21 protein-coding genes and 1 tRNA gene are annotated in these 20,555 nt (G+C 56.1%); 10 read left to right on the forward strand and 12 right to left on the reverse strand.

What is annotated here, in order from left to right; genetic code table 11:
* Positions 1-507: 507 nt before the first annotated feature.
* Entirely contained in the window at positions 508-1,482 is a 975-nt protein-coding gene (locus tag MWC30_RS01330) for a tetratricopeptide repeat protein (protein WP_244082347.1), read from the forward strand.
* A gap of 81 nt (positions 1,483-1,563) precedes the next feature.
* On the opposite strand, the gene MWC30_RS01335 is transcribed toward MWC30_RS01330, so the two are convergent.
* The 5 genes from MWC30_RS01335 to MWC30_RS01355 all read right to left on the reverse strand — a co-directional run bounded on the left by MWC30_RS01335 (position 1,564) and on the right by MWC30_RS01355 (position 6,108).
* Complete coding sequence (locus MWC30_RS01335) at positions 1,564-3,312, reverse strand: SWIM zinc finger domain-containing protein (RefSeq protein WP_244082348.1); 1,749 nt, start codon at positions 3,310-3,312, stop codon at positions 1,564-1,566.
* A gap of 205 nt (positions 3,313-3,517) precedes the next feature.
* Positions 3,518-4,006, reverse strand: a complete 489-nt coding sequence (locus MWC30_RS01340) for a type II TA system antitoxin MqsA family protein (RefSeq protein ID WP_244082349.1) — start codon at positions 4,004-4,006, stop codon at positions 3,518-3,520.
* A gap of 10 nt (positions 4,007-4,016) precedes the next feature.
* Positions 4,017-4,310 carry a DUF4258 domain-containing protein gene (locus tag MWC30_RS01345; RefSeq protein ID WP_244082350.1) on the reverse strand — a complete coding sequence of 98 codons (294 nt, stop codon included), beginning with the start codon at positions 4,308-4,310 and terminating at the stop codon, positions 4,017-4,019.
* A gap of 931 nt (positions 4,311-5,241) precedes the next feature.
* A tRNA-Arg gene (locus MWC30_RS01350) sits at positions 5,242-5,317 on the reverse strand.
* Between the two features lie 308 nt (positions 5,318-5,625).
* Positions 5,626-6,108 (reverse strand): peptidylprolyl isomerase, encoded by a 483-nt coding sequence (locus MWC30_RS01355; protein ID WP_244082351.1) that lies wholly within the window; start codon positions 6,106-6,108, stop codon positions 5,626-5,628.
* A 171-nt stretch (positions 6,109-6,279) separates the two neighbouring features.
* On the opposite strand from MWC30_RS01355, the gene pgeF reads away from it, so the two are divergent.
* Genes pgeF through MWC30_RS01370 form a run of 3 tightly spaced genes read left to right on the forward strand, consistent with a single transcriptional unit; the run spans position 6,280 to position 8,874 of the window.
* Positions 6,280-7,059, forward strand: coding sequence for a peptidoglycan editing factor PgeF (gene pgeF, locus MWC30_RS01360; RefSeq protein ID WP_244082352.1), 780 nt, complete (start codon positions 6,280-6,282; stop codon positions 7,057-7,059).
* A gap of 7 nt (positions 7,060-7,066) precedes the next feature.
* Entirely contained in the window at positions 7,067-7,936 is an 870-nt protein-coding gene (locus MWC30_RS01365) for a dihydroorotate dehydrogenase electron transfer subunit (protein WP_244082353.1), read from the forward strand.
* Positions 7,882-8,874: a dihydroorotate dehydrogenase gene (locus MWC30_RS01370; RefSeq protein ID WP_244082354.1), complete on the forward strand. Its 993-nt coding sequence runs from the start codon at positions 7,882-7,884 to the stop codon at positions 8,872-8,874. Before MWC30_RS01365 ends, MWC30_RS01370 begins: the two co-directional genes overlap by 55 nt.
* A gap of 222 nt (positions 8,875-9,096) precedes the next feature.
* On the opposite strand, the gene MWC30_RS01375 is transcribed toward MWC30_RS01370, so the two are convergent.
* Positions 9,097-9,678: a flavodoxin family protein gene (locus MWC30_RS01375; protein WP_244082355.1), complete on the reverse strand. Its 582-nt coding sequence runs from the start codon at positions 9,676-9,678 to the stop codon at positions 9,097-9,099.
* Between the two features lie 211 nt (positions 9,679-9,889).
* Here MWC30_RS01375 and MWC30_RS01380 point away from each other — a divergent pair, with 211 nt between their 5' ends.
* Positions 9,890-10,300 carry an HIT family protein gene (locus MWC30_RS01380; RefSeq protein ID WP_244082356.1) on the forward strand — a complete coding sequence of 137 codons (411 nt, stop codon included), beginning with the start codon at positions 9,890-9,892 and terminating at the stop codon, positions 10,298-10,300.
* A 40-nt stretch (positions 10,301-10,340) separates the two neighbouring features.
* On the opposite strand, the gene MWC30_RS01385 is transcribed toward MWC30_RS01380, so the two are convergent.
* Positions 10,341-10,706 (reverse strand): DUF2845 domain-containing protein, encoded by a 366-nt coding sequence (locus MWC30_RS01385; protein WP_244082357.1) that lies wholly within the window; start codon positions 10,704-10,706, stop codon positions 10,341-10,343.
* Positions 10,707-10,870: 164 nt separating this feature from the next.
* Here MWC30_RS01385 and MWC30_RS01390 point away from each other — a divergent pair, with 164 nt between their 5' ends.
* Positions 10,871-11,380 (forward strand): CAP domain-containing protein, encoded by a 510-nt coding sequence (locus MWC30_RS01390; protein ID WP_244082358.1) that lies wholly within the window; start codon positions 10,871-10,873, stop codon positions 11,378-11,380.
* Positions 11,381-11,534: 154 nt separating this feature from the next.
* Here the strand turns inward: MWC30_RS01390 and MWC30_RS01395 are convergent, their stop codons facing one another.
* Together MWC30_RS01395 and MWC30_RS01400 are read right to left on the reverse strand one after the other, a co-directional pair.
* Positions 11,535-11,843 (reverse strand): Hsp20/alpha crystallin family protein, encoded by a 309-nt coding sequence (locus MWC30_RS01395; protein ID WP_244082359.1) that lies wholly within the window; start codon positions 11,841-11,843, stop codon positions 11,535-11,537.
* 145 nt (positions 11,844-11,988) lie between these two features.
* On the reverse strand, positions 11,989-12,510 hold the full coding sequence (locus MWC30_RS01400; protein ID WP_244082360.1) for a deaminase: 522 nt from the start codon (positions 12,508-12,510) through the stop codon (positions 11,989-11,991).
* Positions 12,511-12,812: 302 nt separating this feature from the next.
* Here MWC30_RS01400 and MWC30_RS01405 point away from each other — a divergent pair, with 302 nt between their 5' ends.
* The 4 genes from MWC30_RS01405 to MWC30_RS01420 all read left to right on the forward strand — a co-directional run bounded on the left by MWC30_RS01405 (position 12,813) and on the right by MWC30_RS01420 (position 16,989).
* On the forward strand, positions 12,813-13,031 hold the full coding sequence (locus MWC30_RS01405; protein WP_244082361.1) for a hypothetical protein: 219 nt from the start codon (positions 12,813-12,815) through the stop codon (positions 13,029-13,031).
* Between the two features lie 516 nt (positions 13,032-13,547).
* A complete protein-coding gene (locus MWC30_RS01410) occupies positions 13,548-14,957 on the forward strand; it encodes a DEAD/DEAH box helicase (protein ID WP_244082362.1) in 1,410 nt (469 codons plus the stop codon).
* Between the two features lie 385 nt (positions 14,958-15,342).
* Positions 15,343-16,491: an MFS transporter gene (locus MWC30_RS01415; protein ID WP_244082363.1), complete on the forward strand. Its 1,149-nt coding sequence runs from the start codon at positions 15,343-15,345 to the stop codon at positions 16,489-16,491.
* Positions 16,492-16,536: 45 nt separating this feature from the next.
* The gene (locus MWC30_RS01420; RefSeq protein ID WP_244082364.1) at positions 16,537-16,989 is read left to right on the forward strand and encodes a MauE/DoxX family redox-associated membrane protein; all 453 of its coding nucleotides are present in this window, start codon (positions 16,537-16,539) and stop codon (positions 16,987-16,989) included.
* A gap of 53 nt (positions 16,990-17,042) precedes the next feature.
* On the opposite strand, the gene MWC30_RS01425 is transcribed toward MWC30_RS01420, so the two are convergent.
* The 3 genes from MWC30_RS01425 to MWC30_RS01435 form a co-directional block, all read right to left on the reverse strand.
* Entirely contained in the window at positions 17,043-18,092 is a 1,050-nt protein-coding gene (locus MWC30_RS01425; RefSeq protein WP_244082365.1) for a hypothetical protein, read from the reverse strand.
* Positions 18,093-18,134: 42 nt separating this feature from the next.
* Positions 18,135-19,421, reverse strand: a complete 1,287-nt coding sequence (locus MWC30_RS01430) for a DUF190 domain-containing protein (protein ID WP_244082366.1) — start codon at positions 19,419-19,421, stop codon at positions 18,135-18,137.
* Between the two features lie 177 nt (positions 19,422-19,598).
* Positions 19,599-20,480 (reverse strand): bifunctional 2-polyprenyl-6-hydroxyphenol methylase/3-demethylubiquinol 3-O-methyltransferase UbiG, encoded by an 882-nt coding sequence (locus MWC30_RS01435; RefSeq protein WP_244082367.1) that lies wholly within the window; start codon positions 20,478-20,480, stop codon positions 19,599-19,601.
* Between the last annotated feature and the right edge of the window lie 75 nt (positions 20,481-20,555).

Consider the following 20,555-nt stretch of genomic DNA (forward strand, 5'->3'; position numbering starts at 1 on the left):
CATGCGGGCTCGACGAGATGAGTGGTGCTCACACATTTCTCGAAGTGTGATCAATTCGGCTTCGGATAATGGCTTTACGTACTTCACGCAGGCTCCTCGTAGAGGCTTTGACATTAACATCGTAATACCACTTATCCGATTTCGTTCATCATATCAACTTTGTTTGAAAATATTTGCTTGGGTACTTAGGAATATGGATCGAAAACTCATCATGCGGACCGGGAAACCGCGTCCCGAGCCCAATCAACCTTTATCAATCACTTGTATTGATCCTGTGCTTCAGCATATCCGGGCTGGTTTTTTGCCTCCCCATTCAGCAGCACCGAAATGAGATCCTGAAAGCTGAACTGCCTTTCCACCATCCTCTTTCAGCATGCCCCGGAGAACAGATCCCCTGCAAGGAGGTACGGTCCATGGTCATTCGCCCACAAGGGTCTTGGTTGCACAAATAACACATGCTATATCATAAATTGAGCCATTTGGGACACTCTTGAGGAGGATGCTGCAATGCCCAAAATTATATGCCCGGTATGCAACAGCAGAAAGGGCAAAAGGTTCTGCAAGAAGAGAGAGAACCAGGCCATCTGCTCCATATGCTGCCCTGAATTGAGAAACGAAGAGTGCATCGGTTGCCACTACTACGATACCGCCGCAGCCTATCATGCGGAGAAAATCCAAAGAAGCTCCGCACCGGCAAAGAAGCCGAAGAAGGATTTCATCATCGAGTTGGATGAAGAATTGGAGGATCAGGTCGATCAAGCCCTGGCTCTCTCCGAGCGTGGGAGGACAAAAGAGGCTGCGAGCACACTTGAAGGCCTTGTCAGGAATCATCCGAAAAACCACACGGTCCATTTCGGGCTCGGTGTCGTGGCCGCTCAGGAGGAACGCTACGAAGAGGCGCTGAAACACTTCGATCTCTCCGTGTCCATTTTTCCCTACTTCACGGCTGCCTGGTTCAACAAAGCGACCACCCAGTTCAAGCTCGGCGATTACACAGGGGCTATTCGTTCACTACAGGAAACGGTCTCCAGCGGCATGGACAAAGACATCGTGAAAATGGCCAGGGATCGCCTGTCGGAGCTGGAGTTGAGCATACGAAAAGACAGGGGGCTCAGTCTGGAGGACTACCTGAAGGCGGCGGACCTCTTCGAGAAGGCCTTCTCGCTCATGGAGAAGAGGCAATGGCGAGAGGCAAACAAGCTCTTTCAGGATGTCCTCGAAATTGACCCCGGGCATGTGCAGTCCTGGGGCAATCTGGGCCTCGTCCATGGGGCTGTGGGAGAGAAGGAAAAAGCTCTTGACTGCCTCGACCGGGCGCTCGCCCTCGATCCCCGCTATGAGCCGGCACGAATGAACCGCATTGCAATAGAGAGAATCGAAGAAGGTGAGCCACTGGAAGTTCCAACCATTACCGTAGAGTATTACAAGGAAGTCCAAGAGAAGCGGAAAAAACGTTCATTGTGGCCGTTCAGGAGAGGATAGCAGAATCCGTGAGCGAGAGGAGCTTTGTAGGTATGAATGATGGGAAAAGAATCGCTGGTAAATGTCCTCTCCATGATTCCCCTACATGCCGGCCCGATTCAGTTCTTCTTTCAGAGCCGAAAGGCGCCGGTTTTTGTCCCTAAGATCGGTGATAAAGTTCTGCCACGTTTTCTCTTCACCCAAATCCCGGTACAATTCCCGCACTCGACCGAGGTATCCGACCGCCTCGGCATAACTCTTCCGGTCCCGGGCCTTGATGATACGATCAGCCGCTTCGACGTAAAGGGTGATAGCCTCGCGAGGCCGACTCTTCTCAGCTGCCTTGGCGGTACGAATGCTCAATGGGGAGCCGCCCCATCCTCCTGGCCCACCGGAAGACTGTCGCAAGGTCTTTAGAGCGGCATCGATCTCGTCTTCAAGAAGATGAATTTCTGTGAGCAAAGAAGACTGCCGGCCCCTTTCCAGGCGATTCATCAGCTGAGGACGCATCCCTTCCCAATGACTCAGTTGTTGAGCCAGGCTCTTTATTTCCTTATAGCCTGCAATGGATGAACCGGCCCAGAAGAGCTGCTCTGCAAGCCTCAGTCCTTCCGGGATGTCGCCTTTCTTGATCGCCCACTGCTTCAACCACTCGACCAGGCGTCTGTCCTGGCTGGCTTTCGAGCGGTCGCGGATGAGCTCTTCAACACGCTCGCCATGGTTTTCGATTTCGAATAGCTCGGCCAGGCGGAGGAGATCATTGTCACTGGCCGCACGGGCCTGGGTCACGGCCTCATCTATTCTATGAAGCTCAAGCAACCGAGCCACCAGGTCCTGAAGGCGCCCTGTCTTGCGGCAGATCTCAAGGAAGCTCTCATCGTCAAGAGTATCCCTCTTGAGATCCAGCAGAAAGCCTCCGAAGATTTGCCGATGGTAATCCTGGCTCCACGTTCCTCCAGCAGGCATGGCTTCCTGCACCCATTCTGAAATGAGCTCCTTCTCCTCATGAGTCGCCAGTTCGAGGATGATCCCGGGGACTTCTTCTCCCACCGTTATGCCTCCATAATCCACATCCCACCGGTAGACATCGAAAAGGCCTCTCAGAATGACCTCTCGTTCAGCCGGGTCGCTTGCAGCGGCTAGACACGGCTTGAGGTTTTCGACGCACCGATTTACGATATCGACAAGCTCGCTTTCCTCTTCATGGACTGTTTCATAATTCCGCAGGATCTCCCACGCCGCGGTTTGGTAAACGATCTGTGCATTACGCCAGTCCCCGGCCTGGGAATAGTCATCACCCAGCTTAAGAACTCCCTCAAGCTGCAGGGAAATGTTCCAGGCATCTTCCCAATCACCTCGAGCCGTGCCGAAGGCACTCACCACTTGGCGTCGGATCAATTCCGGATCAATCTGCCTCCCGGCTTCCGTTCCATCGGCTGAAGGCAGCTCAAGGAGTGATTCAAGATCGGGGTGGCGCTCGATCATCCTGCAGGCGAGGCGAATGAGATCCTCCTTGCTGCGCTTCCGCAAAAGGGTTTGCAGGTCTTCCATCTCCAGGAAATCCTCGGGTCTATCGAGCCAGGTGAGAAGCAGAGCAGCAGCATGCTTACACCTTCCGTCCCCTCCAACCGGGCAGGAACAGCGGCCGGTGACTATCCCTTCCGATCCCAGCTCGATCTCCACGCGATAGGGCTCCGGCTGAGAGCCCATGCATTGGGCTTTCAGAGTTGAGACCTGGCAGAGGGGATTGTATATCGCGCCCTCACGGAAGTAGGTTCGACCTCGTTCAAAGGACCTTCCTCCGGTCCACCGGCTGATGTCGGATTCTGTCAGTCTGGGTAGTTGGGCCATTTTCTTGATACCTCTCATACTCTACAAATTTTAGTCACCGGCTGAGATGATGGCATCGTTTTGATTGCCGGCAGTTCTTCCAGATAATTAGAATTTCGAATTTTAGCACTCTTCAAGACTCTGGTTTCCCGTCAGATTGAGCACACCTTGCTCATTTCCTTCTATCAAATGCGGAAGGTTGCAAGCTTCAATGACAAAGTAGTCGTTATGATGCCAACGGGAGTGACACGAAAAAATCCACTTTGGAATCGATGTCTTCCTTCCTGAGATTCTTTCGTAACTCTTCTACTATTCCCTCACCGATCTTCGCCTCCACGGCATAGGTCAGCCTCACCAATCGATCAGCGGCTCTCGATGGCTTCTCGTGTTCGTTTTCCCATCTGGAGACGGTCACCCGATCCACTCCGAGCAATTGAGCGAATTCGTTGATTTTCAAATGGAGATTCTTGCGGAGGAATCGGATCTCGGCACCGTTAAGACTTGTGGGTTTGAGCAGGATGCTTTCACCGATCAGTCTCATGAGCTCGGTTGGATGTGGAATGGAAACGACTTTTTCGCCGCAATCGGCACATGTCCCGATTTCAACGTTGGTCAGGTGAACATTGTCCAGTCCACTTTCAAGAAAATGGTGGTGTGATTTCTCGAAAAGAAAATGTTCACTCCCGCATGTTGGGCATTTCTCTGGACGATCCAATATCGTCTCCTCAAAAGATGGTCACTGCCAAGACCGCACGGTCGCTCACGATGACAGTTACCGCTACGGCTGAATCACCATCAATGCTGTTGCCCTCGACCCGGTACTTGTACTGACCGTGTGCTTCATCATATTCGGGCTGGTCTCTTACCTCCCCATTCAGCAGCACCGAAATGAGATCCTGAAAGCTGAACTGCCTTTCCACCATCCTCTTTCGGCAGTGACCGGTTGTTTGTACATCACCGAACCTTGCAATCTCACGCACGAGCTTGGTGGCTTCCGAACTGGTAAACGACTCACCCAAATGATAATCCTGAAAAATGGAAGTGGTCAAGAGGAATGTAACATATTGTTACATCTAATGGGTGAGCCACATTCTAGCATTGCTCCGGTGTCATTGGCTACTTGACTAAATCCCATCACTTCGTTCGTTAAAAGCTGACCTCGTAAAAGAGCCCCCAGGGGATAGTGCAGGCGTCATGAACCAGCGCGACAAGGCAGGGAAAACTCCCGTACCGGCCTTCGACGAGATTCCAAGCGAGATGGTAGCCTTATGGCTTGTCCACATTCAGGACTGCCTCCTTATAGAAAATACTTCACGTTGTCATAATCTCCATAACAAGACAAAGCGAGACGTACCCAAAGCGTGCCCCCGACCTTTGGTGGTCTCTGCCATTGGAGATCCCTCACGGGGCAACTGAATTTCTGTTGTGTGGAATCTTCCTCTGATACCTCCCAGATGATCGCAAGTCATGGAATACCCTGTGGACAACTCCGGTGTGCTTAACGGCGAATTTCATGCCGGCAACCTCCGCTATGGTTGAGACCACGGAGGACGGGTCAGGGGAGGAAAAATCAGCAGGCGAGGTGCCTTTGCCCAGCGCCCGCGAATGAGGCATACGCAGGTCGGGTCCGAATTCCACCAGAAGTTCGACCATCCGGGCAAAATCAGCCAGAATGCCGACCGGCCAAGCCTCGATTTCCTGACAGACGCGAGCGTGAAAGCTTACCGAGTTTATTGTAAGCGAAGACTATATTTCACAGGTCAACCCATGCATGGATGAGACCTACCTCGAAGCGCAAGGTGCTCGAATAATCGAACTTATTACAAGTGGCTTCTGAAGGAGAGTACAACCAATATCGATGAACTTGACGATGCGCAACCATCCGCAACCTATCCGCAACCACAAATGCAAAAAGGACTCAACCAGTCTGGCTAAGTCCTTGATTTTGCTTGGCGGGCGACCCGGGGATCGAACCCGGGACCTTTGGTTCCGGAGACCAACGCTCTATCCACTGAGCTAGTCGCCCTTTAAAACTGTCCGGTAGACTGCGGGGAGTTTTTCCAAACTCCTTCGATGGGGTTTTGGTACCATACGGTCCCCGCATTGTCAACGGATTCATCCAGCCGCTTCGCATCGTAGGGAACCTGATCCCGGGACCGGGAAGACTCCCCCTGGAGGCACAAGGCCTCCAGGGATGAGGGGTTGCTGCCGGAGACCCGGAGAGGGCCTCGCCATCCTTGTCATTCAGGAGTGGATTCCTCGTGTTCCGTAGCGGATTCTCTCACTACTGCTCGGCACCGCAAGACCCGCATTTCATGCCTGCATGGGGATGGTTCATTCCGTCATGATTTCCGGACCGCGGGCGCAGGAGGGGCGCAGCTCTTCCTTGGTGGCTTCACGAAGGTCTTTGATGATAATGTCGAATTCCGCCGAGGTGCCGACCTTGGGATCATTGAAGTCGGCGACGATGACATCGTCCCGCAGTTCCTTCACCATGAACTGAACCAGGGTCTTCTTTTTCATTTCCCGGTACATCCTGCCTTCGGCGAGACGTTCCTGCTTGTAGTCCTCGCGCGGGAGCTCCCGCACCAGGGATTCATCGTAGACTCCGAACAATTCTTCGGGGGGGACGTAGACATGGACGCGGTCACCGCATTTTTTATTTTGCAGAGCGGCTTCCACCGAGGGGTACTGCGCGTCGACTCCGTAGACGAATCGAGACGTTTGGGGAGGCAGTTCGGCGATTTCACCGTGAGGGCTCTTCGTCTTGATGCTGAACTCGATCGTCAGCATCATCAATTCTTTCACCTGTGGCATGAGTGTTTTCTCCTTCTTTTACGATCCTTCATGTGCATTTGTCATGGGAGGAAAGCTAAGGGTATGGCGTCCATTGTCAATAAAACTTGCTCTCAAATAAATTTGGCGGTAAGCAGGGGAGGGGTGCCAGGGGGAATGATGGATATCAGACAAGATAATGAAAGCCATGCAATGATGGAAACAGAGAAAGGCCCTTCCTGTCATGTCTTCAAGAACCTCTCGGGAGTAGCCGGCCTCACTCACGGAGTCTTCACGCGGCATGGAGGGGTCAGCGCGCCGCCGTTCGCTTCCCTGAATGCCGCATGGAATATCGGCGATTCCCACGAGGCGGTGCGGGAAAATCTCTCCCGCATCGGCAAAGCGCTGGGCGTCGACGTGCTCGTGGCCGCCCCCCAGGTGCACGGGGACACCATCCATGTACTGGATGCGGAATCCCTGGCCCGTACGGAAGACCGTTTTCCCGTGCGGGTGACTCCCCCCGGCGACGCACTGGTGACCGATCTGCCCGGAGTGGGTCTGATGATCAAGGTGGCGGACTGCCAGGCCATTTTCCTGGTGGACCCCGTGAAGCGGGTCATTGCCAATGTGCACAGTGGATGGCGCGGGAGCGTCGGTGCGCTTGCCTGTAAAGCCGTCGGGGTCATGCGGGAGCGCTTCGGCTGCCGTCCGGAAGATATGCTCGCAGCCATTGGGCCTTCCCTGGGGCCGTGCTGTGCCGAGTTCAAGAACTACCGGGACGAGCTTCCCCCCGAGTTTTGGGACTTTCAGGTGAGGCCCCGGTATTTCGATTTTTGGGCCATCAGCCGCCATCAGCTGGTCCAGGCCGGGCTGCGCCTGGAGAACATCGAGGACGCCCAGCGCTGTACCGTGTGTGAGAAAGGGGAATTCTTTTCCTATCGGGGCGAAGGCACGATGGGGCGCCTGGCGGCCGTGGTGGCGTGGGAGAGGTAGAAAATCCATGCAGAAATTCCTGGAAGAAGGCCGGGTGCTGGAGCAGCAGGAAGTCGCCCGCCAAACCCACCGCCTGCGGCTGGAGGCTCCCCGCATGGCCGGGGCCGCCCGCGCCGGGCAGTTTTTCATGCTCCAGGTGCGGGAAGGGATGGACCCACTCCTGCGGCGCCCGTTCTCTTTTCACCGAATCCTCCCCGAGGAGGGGATCGTGGAAGTGCTCTACCGGGTGGTGGGGAAGGGTACCTGGTGGCTGTCGCGGTGTGCTCCCGGTACGCCGCTGAGCCTTCTCGGGCCCCTGGGAAACGGTTTCGAGCTGCCGCCGATCGCCGCCGGCCCTGTCGTTGTCGTTGCCGGAGGCATCGGCATCGCCCCCCTTCAGGAGCTCATTCAGCAGCTTCTGGCAAAGGGAGGGGTCGGTAGGCCCGCGGATATCCATCTCTTTTACGGGGCGCGCACCGGGGCGGAGCAGCTTCCTGAAAACCTGCTGGAGGATTTGGGGATTTCCGTATATCGGAGCACGGACGACGGCAGCCTGGGGTATGGCGGCTTCGTCACGGACCTGCTCCGCCGGGTTGTCCAGGAAAAGAATCTGCAGCCTTCGCAGCTCTACGCCTGCGGACCTCTGGCCATGCAGTACCACGTCGCCCGGTGGGCTCTGGAGCACAAAGTCCCTTCCCAGCTTTCCCTGGAATCCCTCATGGCCTGCGGGATCGGGGCCTGCCTGGGCTGTGCCCTGCCGGCCGCGCAGGCGGACGCATCCTCCCAGGACCATTACCTGCATGTCTGCAAAGACGGACCCATTTTTGGAGCGGAATCCATCCAATGGCACAAAATCCAGACGCACGGGGCGCCTCCCACGATCTTTCTGTACAGCTAGGACCTCTGCGCCTCAAGAATCCCGTCATGGTGGCTTCGGGCACCTTCGGCTACGGGGAAGAATACGCGGATTTTCTGGACCTCACGGCACTCGGAGCCGTGGTGGTGAAGGGCATTTCTCTGGCTCCCCGTCCGGGGAATCCGCCGCCCCGCCTGGTGGAAACCCCCGCAGGCATGATCAATGCCATTGGCCTTGAAAATGTCGGGGTGGATGCCTTCCTGCAATCCAAGCTGCCCTACCTGAGGGACCGGCAGGTGCCGGTGATCGTCAACATTTTCGGCAACCTGCTGGAAGAATATGCCGAGCTGGCTGCGCGGCTGGAGGGGGTCCCGGGGATCGTCGCCCTGGAAATCAATATCAGCTGCCCCAATGTGAAAAGCGGCGGGATGATCTTCGGGACGGAGCCCTCCATGGCGGCACGGGTGGTGGAGGCCGTGCGGCGCGCGACGACGCTCCCCCTCATCACCAAGCTGACCCCCAATGTCACGCACATCGGAGAAATCGCCAAAGCCGCTGTGGGGGCGGGGAGCGATATGCTGTCGTGCATCAACACCGTGGCGGCCATGGCCGTGGACATCTTTTCACGCCGCCCCAAGCTGGCCAACGTCTTCGGGGGGCTTTCGGGGCCAGCCATCAAGCCCATTGCCCTGCGCTGCACGTACGAGGTGCTCCAGGCCGTGGACTGTCCGGTCATCGGCATCGGGGGAATTGCCAACGCCACGGATGCCCTGGAATTTCTCCTCCTGGGAGCCAGGGCCGTCCAGGTGGGTACCGCCAATTTCGTTCATCCGGCGGTGACCCGGGAAATCATCGAGGGTATGAGGCGCTTTCTGGAGGTGGAACGGCTCGGGGGCGTGGAAGAGTACATCGGATCTCTGAACAGGGAATGCCTGTTCCCCTTCGCCGAAATCGCCTGTGAAATGACGGACCTTCCCTGAGGCGGGAGCGGATTTCTTGGGGTGGGACGCTGAAGAACGCTGACTGAAGCGCTGACTTGCGCTGATCGCCCAGGTCATGGGGCTTCATGGCTTGGGGCTCATTGTAGGAGCGGCATCCTGCCGCGACCAGTTGACCGTCGCGGCAGGATGCCGCTCCTACAATGAGGGAAGCTCTAAATCCCTGATGTATGTATGTGCGTCAAGTCTTCAGCGGCCGTCGGGTCAGGGGCCGGCGAGAAAGTCTTTGCCGGCCTGCCGGCAGGTTTCCAGCATCACGGGGTGCTGAAGGATGGCCCCTCTTTCCTCCAGTTCCCGGAAGCAGAGCTCCCCGGCATAATCCATGTGGAGGGCATCGAAGAAGTACTTGGCCGTCAGGACGGCGCATTCGAAGAGGCGCTTCCCCCGTGTGGCGCCGGCGCTCAACAGAAATCCTTTGCGGCTTTCCTTGGGAGGCAGTTCACGGCCTTCCCTTTTTGCCACTTCCTGGCTCATGAAGCACGCCTGAGAGCGGTCGATGAGCAGCTTCAACTGGCCGGTAACGCCGTAAAAATAGATGGGAGAGGCCACGGCAATGCGGGGAGCGCTCTCCAGGAGAGGGTACAAGCCGGTCATATCGTCCTTCTGAATGCAGACGCCCTTCTTGTCGCAGTGCCCGCATCCCAGGCATCCGTTCAGCTTCATATCCCGGACGTAAATCTTCTGCACCTCGCCCCCGGCCGCTGAGGCGCCTTCGACAAATGCATCCAGCATGAGATCCGTATTTCCCCCTTTGCGGGGGGATCCGTAAATGGCCAGCAACTGCATATGCACTCTCTCCTTTCTCTGGGAAATCCCGTGAGCTGCGATTCTTTACAGCTCTACACATCTTTGATACTCTAGCAGCGTTGCTCCGATCCCTCAATATGAATTGCAGCGGCCTGCAGCCGATGGCTCTGAAGGCACTCTTTTGGGAAGAGGCAGTACGACTTCAAATGGGTGGGGATCACCCCCTCCGCCCTGAGCAATGGAGGACACCATGACGGATTGTATTTTCTGCAAGATCGTCCGAGGCGAAATTCCCTGCGCCAAACTGTACGAAGACGAACGGGTCATCAGTTTTCTCGATATCAATCCCATCAACGCCGGTCACGCCCTCGTTCTTCCCAGGAATCATTACGCCACCCTCTTTGAGACTCCTGCAGAAGACCTGCACGCCTGCATCGAGGCGGCAAAAAATGTGGGGGAGGCCATCCATCGAGCCATGGGAGCGGACGGCTTCAATCTGCTGCAGAACAATTTCCGGGCGGCCGGTCAGCTCATCGACCACATCCATTTTCACTTGATTCCCAGAAAGGTGGAAGACGGCTTCATCACGTCCTGGCGGTCGAGACCCTATGGGGAAGGGGGCCTGCAGAGCACCCTGGAAAAGATCAAAGCCGAGCTCTGAGGCTGTGCGCGTGCTCCGTTGAAGCAGGGACCATCACCTTTCAGAACCCATAATCTCCCGTGGTGATTTCCACGAGGCGGCTGTTTTCGAAGCGCAGGATCCGTACGAATCGGGTGGGGCCGGAGTTGTAGACCCATTCTTCAATGAGGACGTAGACGACTGCGCCAAAGGGGATGCGTGTTTGAAGGGAGCTGTCCCAGTCGCCATACGGGGCACCGTAGACGTGCTCCAAGCGCTTCTCTTCCCAGGCGTCTCTGAAATTGGGGGGGCCGCACTTTTGGAAGACATCCCACTTCATGTCGCCTATATGGACAAGGTGCGTGCCGCAGCGGAAGGCTCCTGCCTCGTCCGTCGACACAAAGGCCATGAGGAAGAAAAGGGCCATGGCGAGACAGAGTTTTTTCATGAAGTTTGCCTTTCCTTTGAGCACGGAGAGCATGTCCGCAGTTTTTCGAGGATTGTTGTAAAGATGCAAAGGATTCAGCATTTGCGGCCACCGACTCTTATGAATAGTAAATACTAAAGCCCCGGACTTCAAGATGAACGACTGATTGCTGAAGTGATATGGAAATGAAAAAGTCTCGCATATATTTTGGGGGAGCGCTTTCACTGGTGCTGGCCGGAACCTTGTTCCTGCTTTCCTGCACAGCCCCTTCCAAGCCTCTTGCATCACAGAGCAACCCTGTTCGGGAAACAAGCCCGCAGATGGACAAACCCCTCGATGGGGAGACCGCCCGAAAGCTCTACCAACTGGTGAGCCGTGAAAACAGTGCGCTCAGGTGGGACGACTGCCTCGCTCGCAAAGCGCACCTGCGAGCCAGGTACCTGGTGGGGAATCATCGTTTTACCCATAAAGATCCTCGGACGGGGAGAAATCCTGTTTGGGACATGGTGAAATCCTGCTGCGAATTCAGGTATGCCGGTGAAAACCTTGTCAAGGGCTACCTGCCCCCCCGAGCCCTTCATGATGCCCTCATGGATAGCCCTTCCCATCGGGAGAATATCCTGGATCGTCGTTACGACCGCATTGGCATCGGTTGCTATGAGAACATCTGTGTTCAGCTCTTTGCGGGTCTCTGACGGACCGGCGGCGTGCGGTGGGGATGCATTTGAATGAGTGCCGGAGGCACGGGGGAACGAGGATAAAATCCACTGTACAGAGCTTACGGTATTTTAGGGTCGCCCTGTCCAATGGCATGAGAGAACCATTGGGCAGGGTTCGTTGCACGTGGGTTCATTCCACTGCGATATTGACGGCCCCTTCCAAGGCCTCCTTGAAGGGGAGTTCAATTTTCAGCAGTCCGTTTTCATATTTTGCCCTGGCTTCTTCCGCCTTCACGGGGCAGCACAGGGCGTAACTGGTGGAATATTCCATGTAGCCATCCCGGCGCGCCGCTGTCAGATAGAAGCTGTCTTCATGAACGGTGAGCTTGATGCCTTCTTTGTCCACTCCTGGGAGCTCGACTTCCAGGTAGATCTTATTTTTTTGGTCGTCCACGCATGATGCCACGCATGGAGAGACTCTGATCGTTTCATGTGCCATGGTGATTACCTCCCTGCCACGCCTTGCTTTCAACCGTTCAGCATGGCTTTGTTTTATGCTAAATTCATAAAATAACTTAAGATATATAGTGTGCAGCTGTCAAGGAGGAGGTGCTCGCCGGGCGCTCCAAAGGGGCGTCCCTTTTCTATCCGGATGCCGAATAGGTCCGGATGCGCAGTCCGCTGTGCTGGATCAAAAAAAGGCTTGTCCGGTCGTACGGGTTGTATTCCACGACGACCACCTCCTGGATTCCGGCATTGATGATTTCGCACAGGCAGGACTTGCAGGGCAGGATTTCGCAGGAAAGGTACATGGAGCTGCCATAGGTGGCGATCCCTTGCCGCGCGGCGTTGTTGATGCAATTGACTTCAGCGTGGCTCGCGATGCAGAAATGCAGTCCCTCGCCGCTTTGAAAACCCATGGCCCGGCGTGGGCATACCTTGGGATCGTAGACACGGGGGCCGTTGATTTTTTCGAGGCTTTCCATCAGGTAGGCATCGCAGGTGTACCGCTCGTCGCAATGGGGCACGCCTCGCGGGGGGCCGTTGTAGCCCGTGGAAATGATGGACTTGTCTTTCACCAGGATGGCGCCGATCTGCCGTGACAGGCACTTGGATTCCGACGCCACAGCCTGGGCGATGCGCAGATAATATGTGTCTTTGCTCATGGAAACTTCCTTCTCTCGCAGGGTGTTTCATATTTATACTCCAAACGGTTGAGATCTTGACTTATTGATGCTCCTGTAGGAGCGGCTTCCAGCCGCGACAGAAATAGCGGGCTCCCACTAGAATCGCGGCTGGAAGCCGCTCCTACGAAAGTCAAGATTTGAACCGTTCGCAGTGTATATTCGAAAATAATTCATTTGCACCCTGTCCATCAACAGGCAATCGGGATATTCTGCTATCGTATCTGGAATGACGGGTTAGGTGAAGCCGGGAATGTTTAATTTCTTTTGCCAAGGAGCTGATCATGCACGCCCAAAATGCCGGAAGAGTCTGCAGCATGTGTCATCGGCCCCCATTCTTTACGTCCTGTTCGGGATGCGGGGTGCCTTTGTGCCAGGAGTGCGCCCGCTTCGAGCTCTACGGCCATGGCTGCGGAACGGTCATGCCCCTCTACTACTGCCGGGAATGTGCGCAGGATCCTCATATCAACCCCAATGCCATGCTGCGTGAGCCGGAGCCTTGATGGGGGGAGTCGTCTTCCGCGCCAACAACTGCGGGATTGCCGGGTTTTCCATGGGAGAAAGAAAGGCAGATGCATCACCTGGAGAAAAAAACGGGTTGCCTTTTGGAAATGCCGGGGTATAATCCGCCCAATTGTTTGAGACCCCGGCGAAAATGGTTTTGCGGACTGCTTTCGCTTTTTCTTGCACTAGCAATATGACTTCCATCGATCACTGACCCCTTGCCCTCAGAGAGATTTACTGACTGCGGCAGCGCACCTGGTTGGCGGCGATGTTTCGTTTCATGCCGGTCCATTTTAGGGTGTTGTAGCCGCAAGCGCCTTGTTCTGCGCGGGTATTCCTCTACAGCCTGATTGTCTCAATCCCCACAACCGATTTTCTGCTTCAGTATCCGCCCCGCTCTGCGATTTTTGCGGAGCGAGGTGGACATGCCGTGCTGCGCCGGATCCGCGGGTTTTTCCCGCTCCCGGGGGAATGGCCTGTTTCTGAAGCCGAAAAAAAGAAGGATTATACGCTTAATGTCTTTTGAAACTCTGCAGTTGTGCCCCCCCATCCTCAAAGCCCTTGCCCAGTGTGGCCACCAGAAACCGACCCAGATTCAGATGGACGCCATTCCCAAGGCCCTCGCCGGGCACGACGTCATCGCGTCTGCGCAGACGGGCACCGGCAAAACCGCCGCTTTCGTCCTGCCCGCCCTCCAGCGGCTTTCCATGGAAAGGGCGGAGCGTACTCCCGGACCCCGCGTCCTCGTCATCACTCCCACTCGGGAACTGGCCGATCAGGTGACTCAGGCCGCCCGCATGTACGGTAAATTCCTGCATGTGAAGAGCGTTGCCATTTTTGGAGGCATGCCCTTCCCGGAGCAGATTCGGGCGCTTTCTCAGAGGCCCGAGATGATCGTGGCCACCCCCGGGCGGCTGCTGGATCATATGGAACGTGGGCGCATCGACCTTTCCCGTCTTGAAATGTTTGTCATGGATGAAGCCGACCGCATGCTGGACATGGGATTCATCGACGATGTGAAGCGGATTGCATCCTCTGTGCCCAAGCATTGCCAGATCCTGCTGTTCGCGGCCACGGTGAGCAGCGCCACGACTCAATTGGCCGGGGAATTGATGAAAAATCCCGAACGGGTCCAGGTCGCCCCCGGTGAGATCACTCATGACCGTATCGAGCAGCGACTGCACGTGGCGGACAACCTGCAGCACAAGACCCGCATGCTGGAGCACCTGTGTGCGGACAGCACCGTGACGAAAGCCATTATTTTCTCCGCCACCAAGCGTGACGCAGACAGCCTGGCCCATGTCCTGAACGGCCAGGGTTATGCAGCGGCGGCACTCCACGGCGATATGACTCAAAATGCGCGCAACCGCACCATGCTGAACATGCGGCGCGGCAAAATCAGACTCCTGGTGGCCACGGATGTGGCCGCTCGCGGTCTGGATGTGACAGGGATCAGCCACGTCATCAATTTCGATCTTCCGCGTTTTGCGGAAGACTACGTCCATCGTATCGGTCGGACAGGGCGGGCTGGAGAATCCGGTGTGGCGATTTCTTTCGCTTCCCGAGTGGATCTCCCTTATCTTGCCCGCATCGAGCGGTATATGGGGCAGAGCCTGCCCCAGCATGTCATTCCCGGGCTGGAGCCGGCTTACCCTCTGCATAAGCCCCGGGATGCCGGTGGGAGGCGCTCCGCCGACACGGCGCGCCTCGGCGCGGGAAATGAAAAGGGCCATAGGGGAAGCCATGCACCTTCACCCCGTCCCTTCCGGTCCAGGGATGGTGGCGCCCCGGCCGGTTCCGCCGGGCCTGGAAGGCGCGTTGGGATGAGCTCCGGAAGGGAAGTGGCCGTGGAATATCGGAGCGCCAAAACGCCGACGGGAGTCGGTTCTGAGAATGTCAGGCCCAGGAAGAGAATTTTTATGTAGCGCTCCGAAGGTGATGGATGCCTTAAATCCGGCTCAGGATGGAAATATAACACATGCCGGTTCGATCAGAACGGTGGCAGGCGCATCGCAAGATGCCTGTTCAAACCTGCCGGTTAATACGTCAATCACTGCTTGAGTGATGCGACGCCAGGGGGGTGCGGGAGAGAGATCTCTCGGCACCCCTTTTTTGTGCCCTTCAGAGCTCCGCCGCCTTTTGACGGGTTTCTCCGGCAATAGGTCTTTATCTCCCGAGGCATTTGATTTAAAGAGGGACGTGATTTGAAACGCGGATCTTTCCCGTCGCGTGACGGCATGTACCCTGGTTGAGGATAACTTTTCGACAGCGCCTGGCAGGCAAAAAGCCGGGAGAGGCAGGAATTTCCCGATGCAAATGGAAGACAACAGCCGGAGGATGTTCTGGTTCCTCCTCCTCATGACGATCTCGTCGACAGCGGGACTCCAGGCCTGGCAGATCCTCATCAATAACTTTGCCGTGGAGGTCGCCCACCTGGATGCCGCCCAGATGGGGCTGGTTCAGTCCATACGGGAAGTTCCGGGCTTCCTGTCCCTGTTGGTGATCTATGTGCTGCTGATCATGAGTGAGCACAAGCTGGCGGCTTTCTCGGTGGCTTTGCTGGGGGCCGGCCTGGCCCTCACCGGCTTCTTCCCGAGCTTCTGGGGCGTTACGCTGACGACCCTGCTCATGTCCTTTGGGTTTCATTATTACGAAACGGTCAACCAGTCTTTGATCCTCCAATATTTCGACCTGAAGGTCTCGCCCCTCGTCATGGGAAAGCTTCGCTCCACCGCAGCGGCGGCCAGCATAGCTATCGGGGCCCTCATTTATCTCATGTCCCAGTTCATGGATTTCACCCAGATGTTCGGAATTTTGGGGCTTCTCATTGTTTTGACCGGATGCTGGGGGCTGGTCCAGGACCCTTCCCGGAAGGACCTGCATCCCCAGATGAAAAAGATGGTTCTCAAGAAGCGGTACTGGCTCTATTACACCCTGACTTTTCTTGCAGGAGCAAGGCGCCAGATTTTCATCGTTTTTGCGGTGTTTCTCCTGGTGAAGCGGTTCGATTATTCCGTCCAGGCCGTCACGGCGCTTTTCGTCATCAACAACATCGTCAATTACTTTGCCAACCCGGTCATCGGCCGCATGATCAACCGCTTCGGCGAGCGGACCCTTCTGAGCCTTGAATACATCGTGCTCATTCTGGTTTTCCTGACGTATGCCTACACCGGCAGTAATATCCTGGCGGGCTTCATGTACGTCGTGGATCACCTGGTGTTCAATTTTGCCGTGGCCATCCGGACCTACTACCAGAAGATCGCCGATCCCCGGGACATGGCGGCCGGGGCGGCCGTGGGATTCACCATCAATCACATTGCCGCCGTCTTCGTGCCCGCCCTCGGCGGATTTCTCTGGATGTACAGCTACGAGATCCCTTTTCTCATCGGTGCGGCATTGAGTCTCTTATCATTCATCTTTACCCAGTTCATACGACTTCCGGCGCAGGCGAAAGGCTGATGCAGGAACTCTGAGCAATGACAATAAGTTCGAGAAGGAAGCAATATGCCATCTTTCAAAAGAGACCCGGTGTTTTGGGCTCGGTTGGTCCTGGGAGGGATCTTCATCTGGGCCGGGGCCGACAAAATCCTCCATCCCGCGGCCTTCGCCCAGGCCATCTATAATTACCAGATCCTGCCGGGGGAAACGATCAACCTCACCGCGCTGATTTTGCCCTGGGTGGAAGTGCTGCTGGGGATGCTTCTCGTCCTGGGCGTCTGGCTGCCTGGCGCTGTTGCTCTCGCCAATGTACTCCTGCTGGTATTCCTGGGGGCCCTCGTTTTCAACGTGGCTCGAGGCCTGGACGTCCACTGCGGCTGCTTCAGCTCCAGCACGGAGGGAGACCCCGCTACCCTGTGGTATCTCCTGCGCGATACAGTATTTCTGTGCCTGGGCGGGTACCTTTTTGTGAAGGTCTTCCTGCGCCGAGGCGCGATACGGGATAGTGCCGCACCTTGAGTGCCGAAGATTGTAAATACGCGGCCATTCCTTTGCAGGACCAGCGCAAAACGTCAGAAGTACCCTTTCAGAAAAGCGGCAAGCTTCTCCGGGCGCTGAATGATGATTTCGTTTTTGAGGAGCTTTTGAAAATAGTAGTCGTCGGTCCGGTGGTGGGGCATGGCGTTCTGGCGATTTACCAGACGCAGAAGGCACCGGAATTCCGGCAGCGAGGAGTCGACCGGGCCGCTGAAGCAGGAGAAATTAAAGCTGGAAAATTTCATATCGTGATAGGCACAGAGTGCCCGTGATAATCCATCCGCCATCTGTCGAATCTCTTCCGGCCCCCATTCCAGAAAATGAGAGCGCTCGGTCCAGACCGCGTTGATCTCGTTGGCTCCTCCCGGCGCGTAGGCCGCAAACCACGTGCTGCCGCCGATCTGTGCGATGAGGCGCTCCCCGAGGGCTTTCTCCTCCTCCACGAGATCCGTCCAGTAGCATGAGCCGTGACGCTTGTAATAGGCGAGGCCTTTCTCCAGCAGCAGCTCTTGGTAGGTCCCCGGAAAGGGGGACCCGAGCAACTGAAGGTGTGGATGGATGATGCTCGCTCCTGCGGGAAGCAGGAAGTTGACGTTGATGGTGAAATAGCGGATGGAGGGATGGCGGCGGTGGTATTGTCGGAAGGATTCGATGGAGACTGTGAAAGCGTCTTCGAGAAGATCGGCGGAAATTTCGTTGGGCAGTCGAAAATGGCGATCCCCCACCTTGACGACGGCATGGAATGCCGACACGGGAAAGAGATTGGGGAAGAGGGCGACCTCGCCCCGCTGCAATCGACCTTCGGGAAGGATATCGGTGCTGTAGGTGGGGGTGGCCGTGCGCCAGCGGTCATCACACAGGAAGCACTGCCCGCGGGTCGCCTCCGCGCGTTGTTCAAGATAGGCGTAGTCCGTTTCGGGAAAGAGGATCGACATCTTGCCTTCCAGTCCTGGATTGAAGGTGCTCTGATGTCTGGTGAGAGGATCAATGCGTACCTCAATTTCCTGGGTATCGAGCTGTCCGTCTTTCAGAGGGTTGTGAAAAAATGAGGTTTGTCGCCAAGACTCGAAGTGGATCTTTCCCATGAACTGTCTCCTTCTGCACCGTCTACGCCATTGCCTGTGCCCTCAAATCCTGCATCCGGTGAAGCCGGTTCGCAGCAGCGATTCACGGCTCACCATTCCTTTATAGTAGCCCTGGGAATCCAGTACGGGTAACCGCTTGAGATTGTGCTCCGTCATGAGCCGGATGGCTTCCTCCATGGGAGCCTCCTCCAAGACCGTGATGTGTTTGACGGACATCAGCTCCCCAGCCGTCCCGGCCTGCAGATGGTCCAGGAATTCCTTGTGCTTTCGCCCCATTTCAGTGAAAGACATTTTGCTCACGACGTAATCCCATAGACTCGCACTGTGACGGTTGAATACCGTGAGGAGGTCTTCGTCGGAGATGAGTCCCAGGTAGCGGCCTTCGGCGTCCACCACGGCAACCCTTTGGATGTCGTTGGAATCGATGATGCGCATGACCTCGTCCAGGGGAGTGTCGGGCTTCACAGCGTGAGTGTCTCGCCTCATGATATCGGAGACGGAATGGAGATTCTCCACCTGAATGTCCAGCTTTTTGAATGTTTGCCAGTCGGGGGATTCCTTCATGATGGTCCGGAAGAGGTCCATGCGTGAAACAATCCCCACCAGCCTGCCGCCGCTGTCGACCACGGGGAGGCGTTTCAGCCCTTTTTGGAGCATCAAATCGACGGCTTCCGTCAGTTGGCGGTCTTCATGGATGGACATGACGGGGCGGGTCATGATTTCAGCGGCGGTTTTGGATGCCATGGAATCGAGAAAAGCCTTCAGCCGGCTCTCCTCGGACGCTGCGAGCAGGCAGAGCCTCAAGGGCATTCCCGCGCGATAGATGAGGTCCCCCTGGGAGATGATCCCCACGGGGCGATGGTCCGAGTCCACCACCGGGAGCCCTGTGAAGATGCTGCACAGCAGGATACGCACCACTTCATCCAATGGCGTCGAAGGGGTGACGGTCCTGGGATTGACGGTCATCACGTCTCGCACCTTGATCTGCGGGGGGATGAGGCGATTCTGGGTTTTGTGGCTGATCACATCCAGGGAGTGCAGCACCACGATGCCGTCGGTGACCATCCGCTCGATGTCCGGGAGGACACGATCCAAAGCGCCCGCGGGCAGGATGATGGTGATGCGCAGCGGCATATTGTAAGAGAGGACTTCCAGTTTTCTGGTGGCGATCTCTCCGGTCTCGTAGCACCCGTCTGTTCCACGGGTCACCATGCAGCGCGCTGCGGTCTTCAGGCCGGCGATGAAATGCACAATGGCGTCGCTCAGGGGCTTGCCCTGCCAGCGGGCTTCTTCGCTGGTGAATATCTCGATGGCCTTATATTCCAACATGCCGTAGATCCTCTCTGCGCTGGCGCCCAATCCACATTCCCAGAAAAACCAGGATCAAAAAAACTTGAGGAGTTCCTCGCTGCTTAACCCTTGGGGACGAGTCTTTAACGCAGGGAATACCGCCGATGCGGGGGAGGCAATGGCTGGCATCCTTTCTTCTTGATCTGTTGGAAATGATCAGGATTTCTGAAAAACCTGATGGCCCCATAGCCATTCGTCCTTCCAGACTTCGACACAGCCGAGCTCCTCAAGGCGCCTGAGAGTTGGAGCAAAGTCCTGGATGATATGATGGGGACGGTCTTCATCAGGTTCTGAGTGGAACCGGCCGAAAAGGTATCCCCCCGGTTTCATAGCCTGCCAGATGACATCCACGGTTTCCACGGGGTCAACGAGATGTTCGAAGACATCCATGGCAGTAACTATGTCGAAGGTGTTGTCCGGCAGGTTATCCGACTTGAGGTCGATGAAACAGGCGGAGAGCTTTCTCAATTCAAATCGCCATTGGCAAAAACTCAGCATGGTTGAGCTGATATCTGCCAGAGCGGTCTCCAGCCCATTCTTGGCAAAGAGTATCCCCCCTGACCCCACTCCTGCTCCAAAGTCAAGATAGTGATGGCATCCGTGGAGTGTGGCAAAATGCAATGCCAGCACATAGGCGAGTGGAGAATTGTCCTCGGCCAAGGTGTGCCACCACATGAGCTCATAGATCATCGCCTGGCTCTCGTCGTAGAACTGTTCCACCGAGTGACGGTTTCCAGGATCAACTATGCCATGCCATTCCCCCTTGACTCCAGCCAATGCGCGTGTACACCTGAGCTCGACCTCAGCGAGTTGCTCACATCCCAGATATAGTCCAAGCTCCGAAAGAAGGCTGAGTTTAAGGTTGCCGTACCCGACTAGGCGCAACGCATCCTCCCAGGTGGCCTGATACCCGGCAAGCGCACGTTTCTGTGCATCTTGGAATTCTGCCGCGGTGAGCCTTTCCTGTTCAACGGATTGCCACAGTTTCTTCAAATGGTCGGGCAATAACTTTGTGGCGTTCTCATGGATAACCATCATTCTGACCTCTTCCAACGTTCTGAGCCTGGGGTGAATGTATATTGAATCCTAGCGTGGAATGGTAATTTTTGTAAA

The sequence above is a fragment of the Desulforhabdus sp. TSK genome (genome assembly GCF_022836495.1).
In the GTDB taxonomy this organism is placed as follows: Bacteria; Desulfobacterota; Syntrophobacteria; order Syntrophobacterales; family Syntrophobacteraceae; genus Desulforhabdus.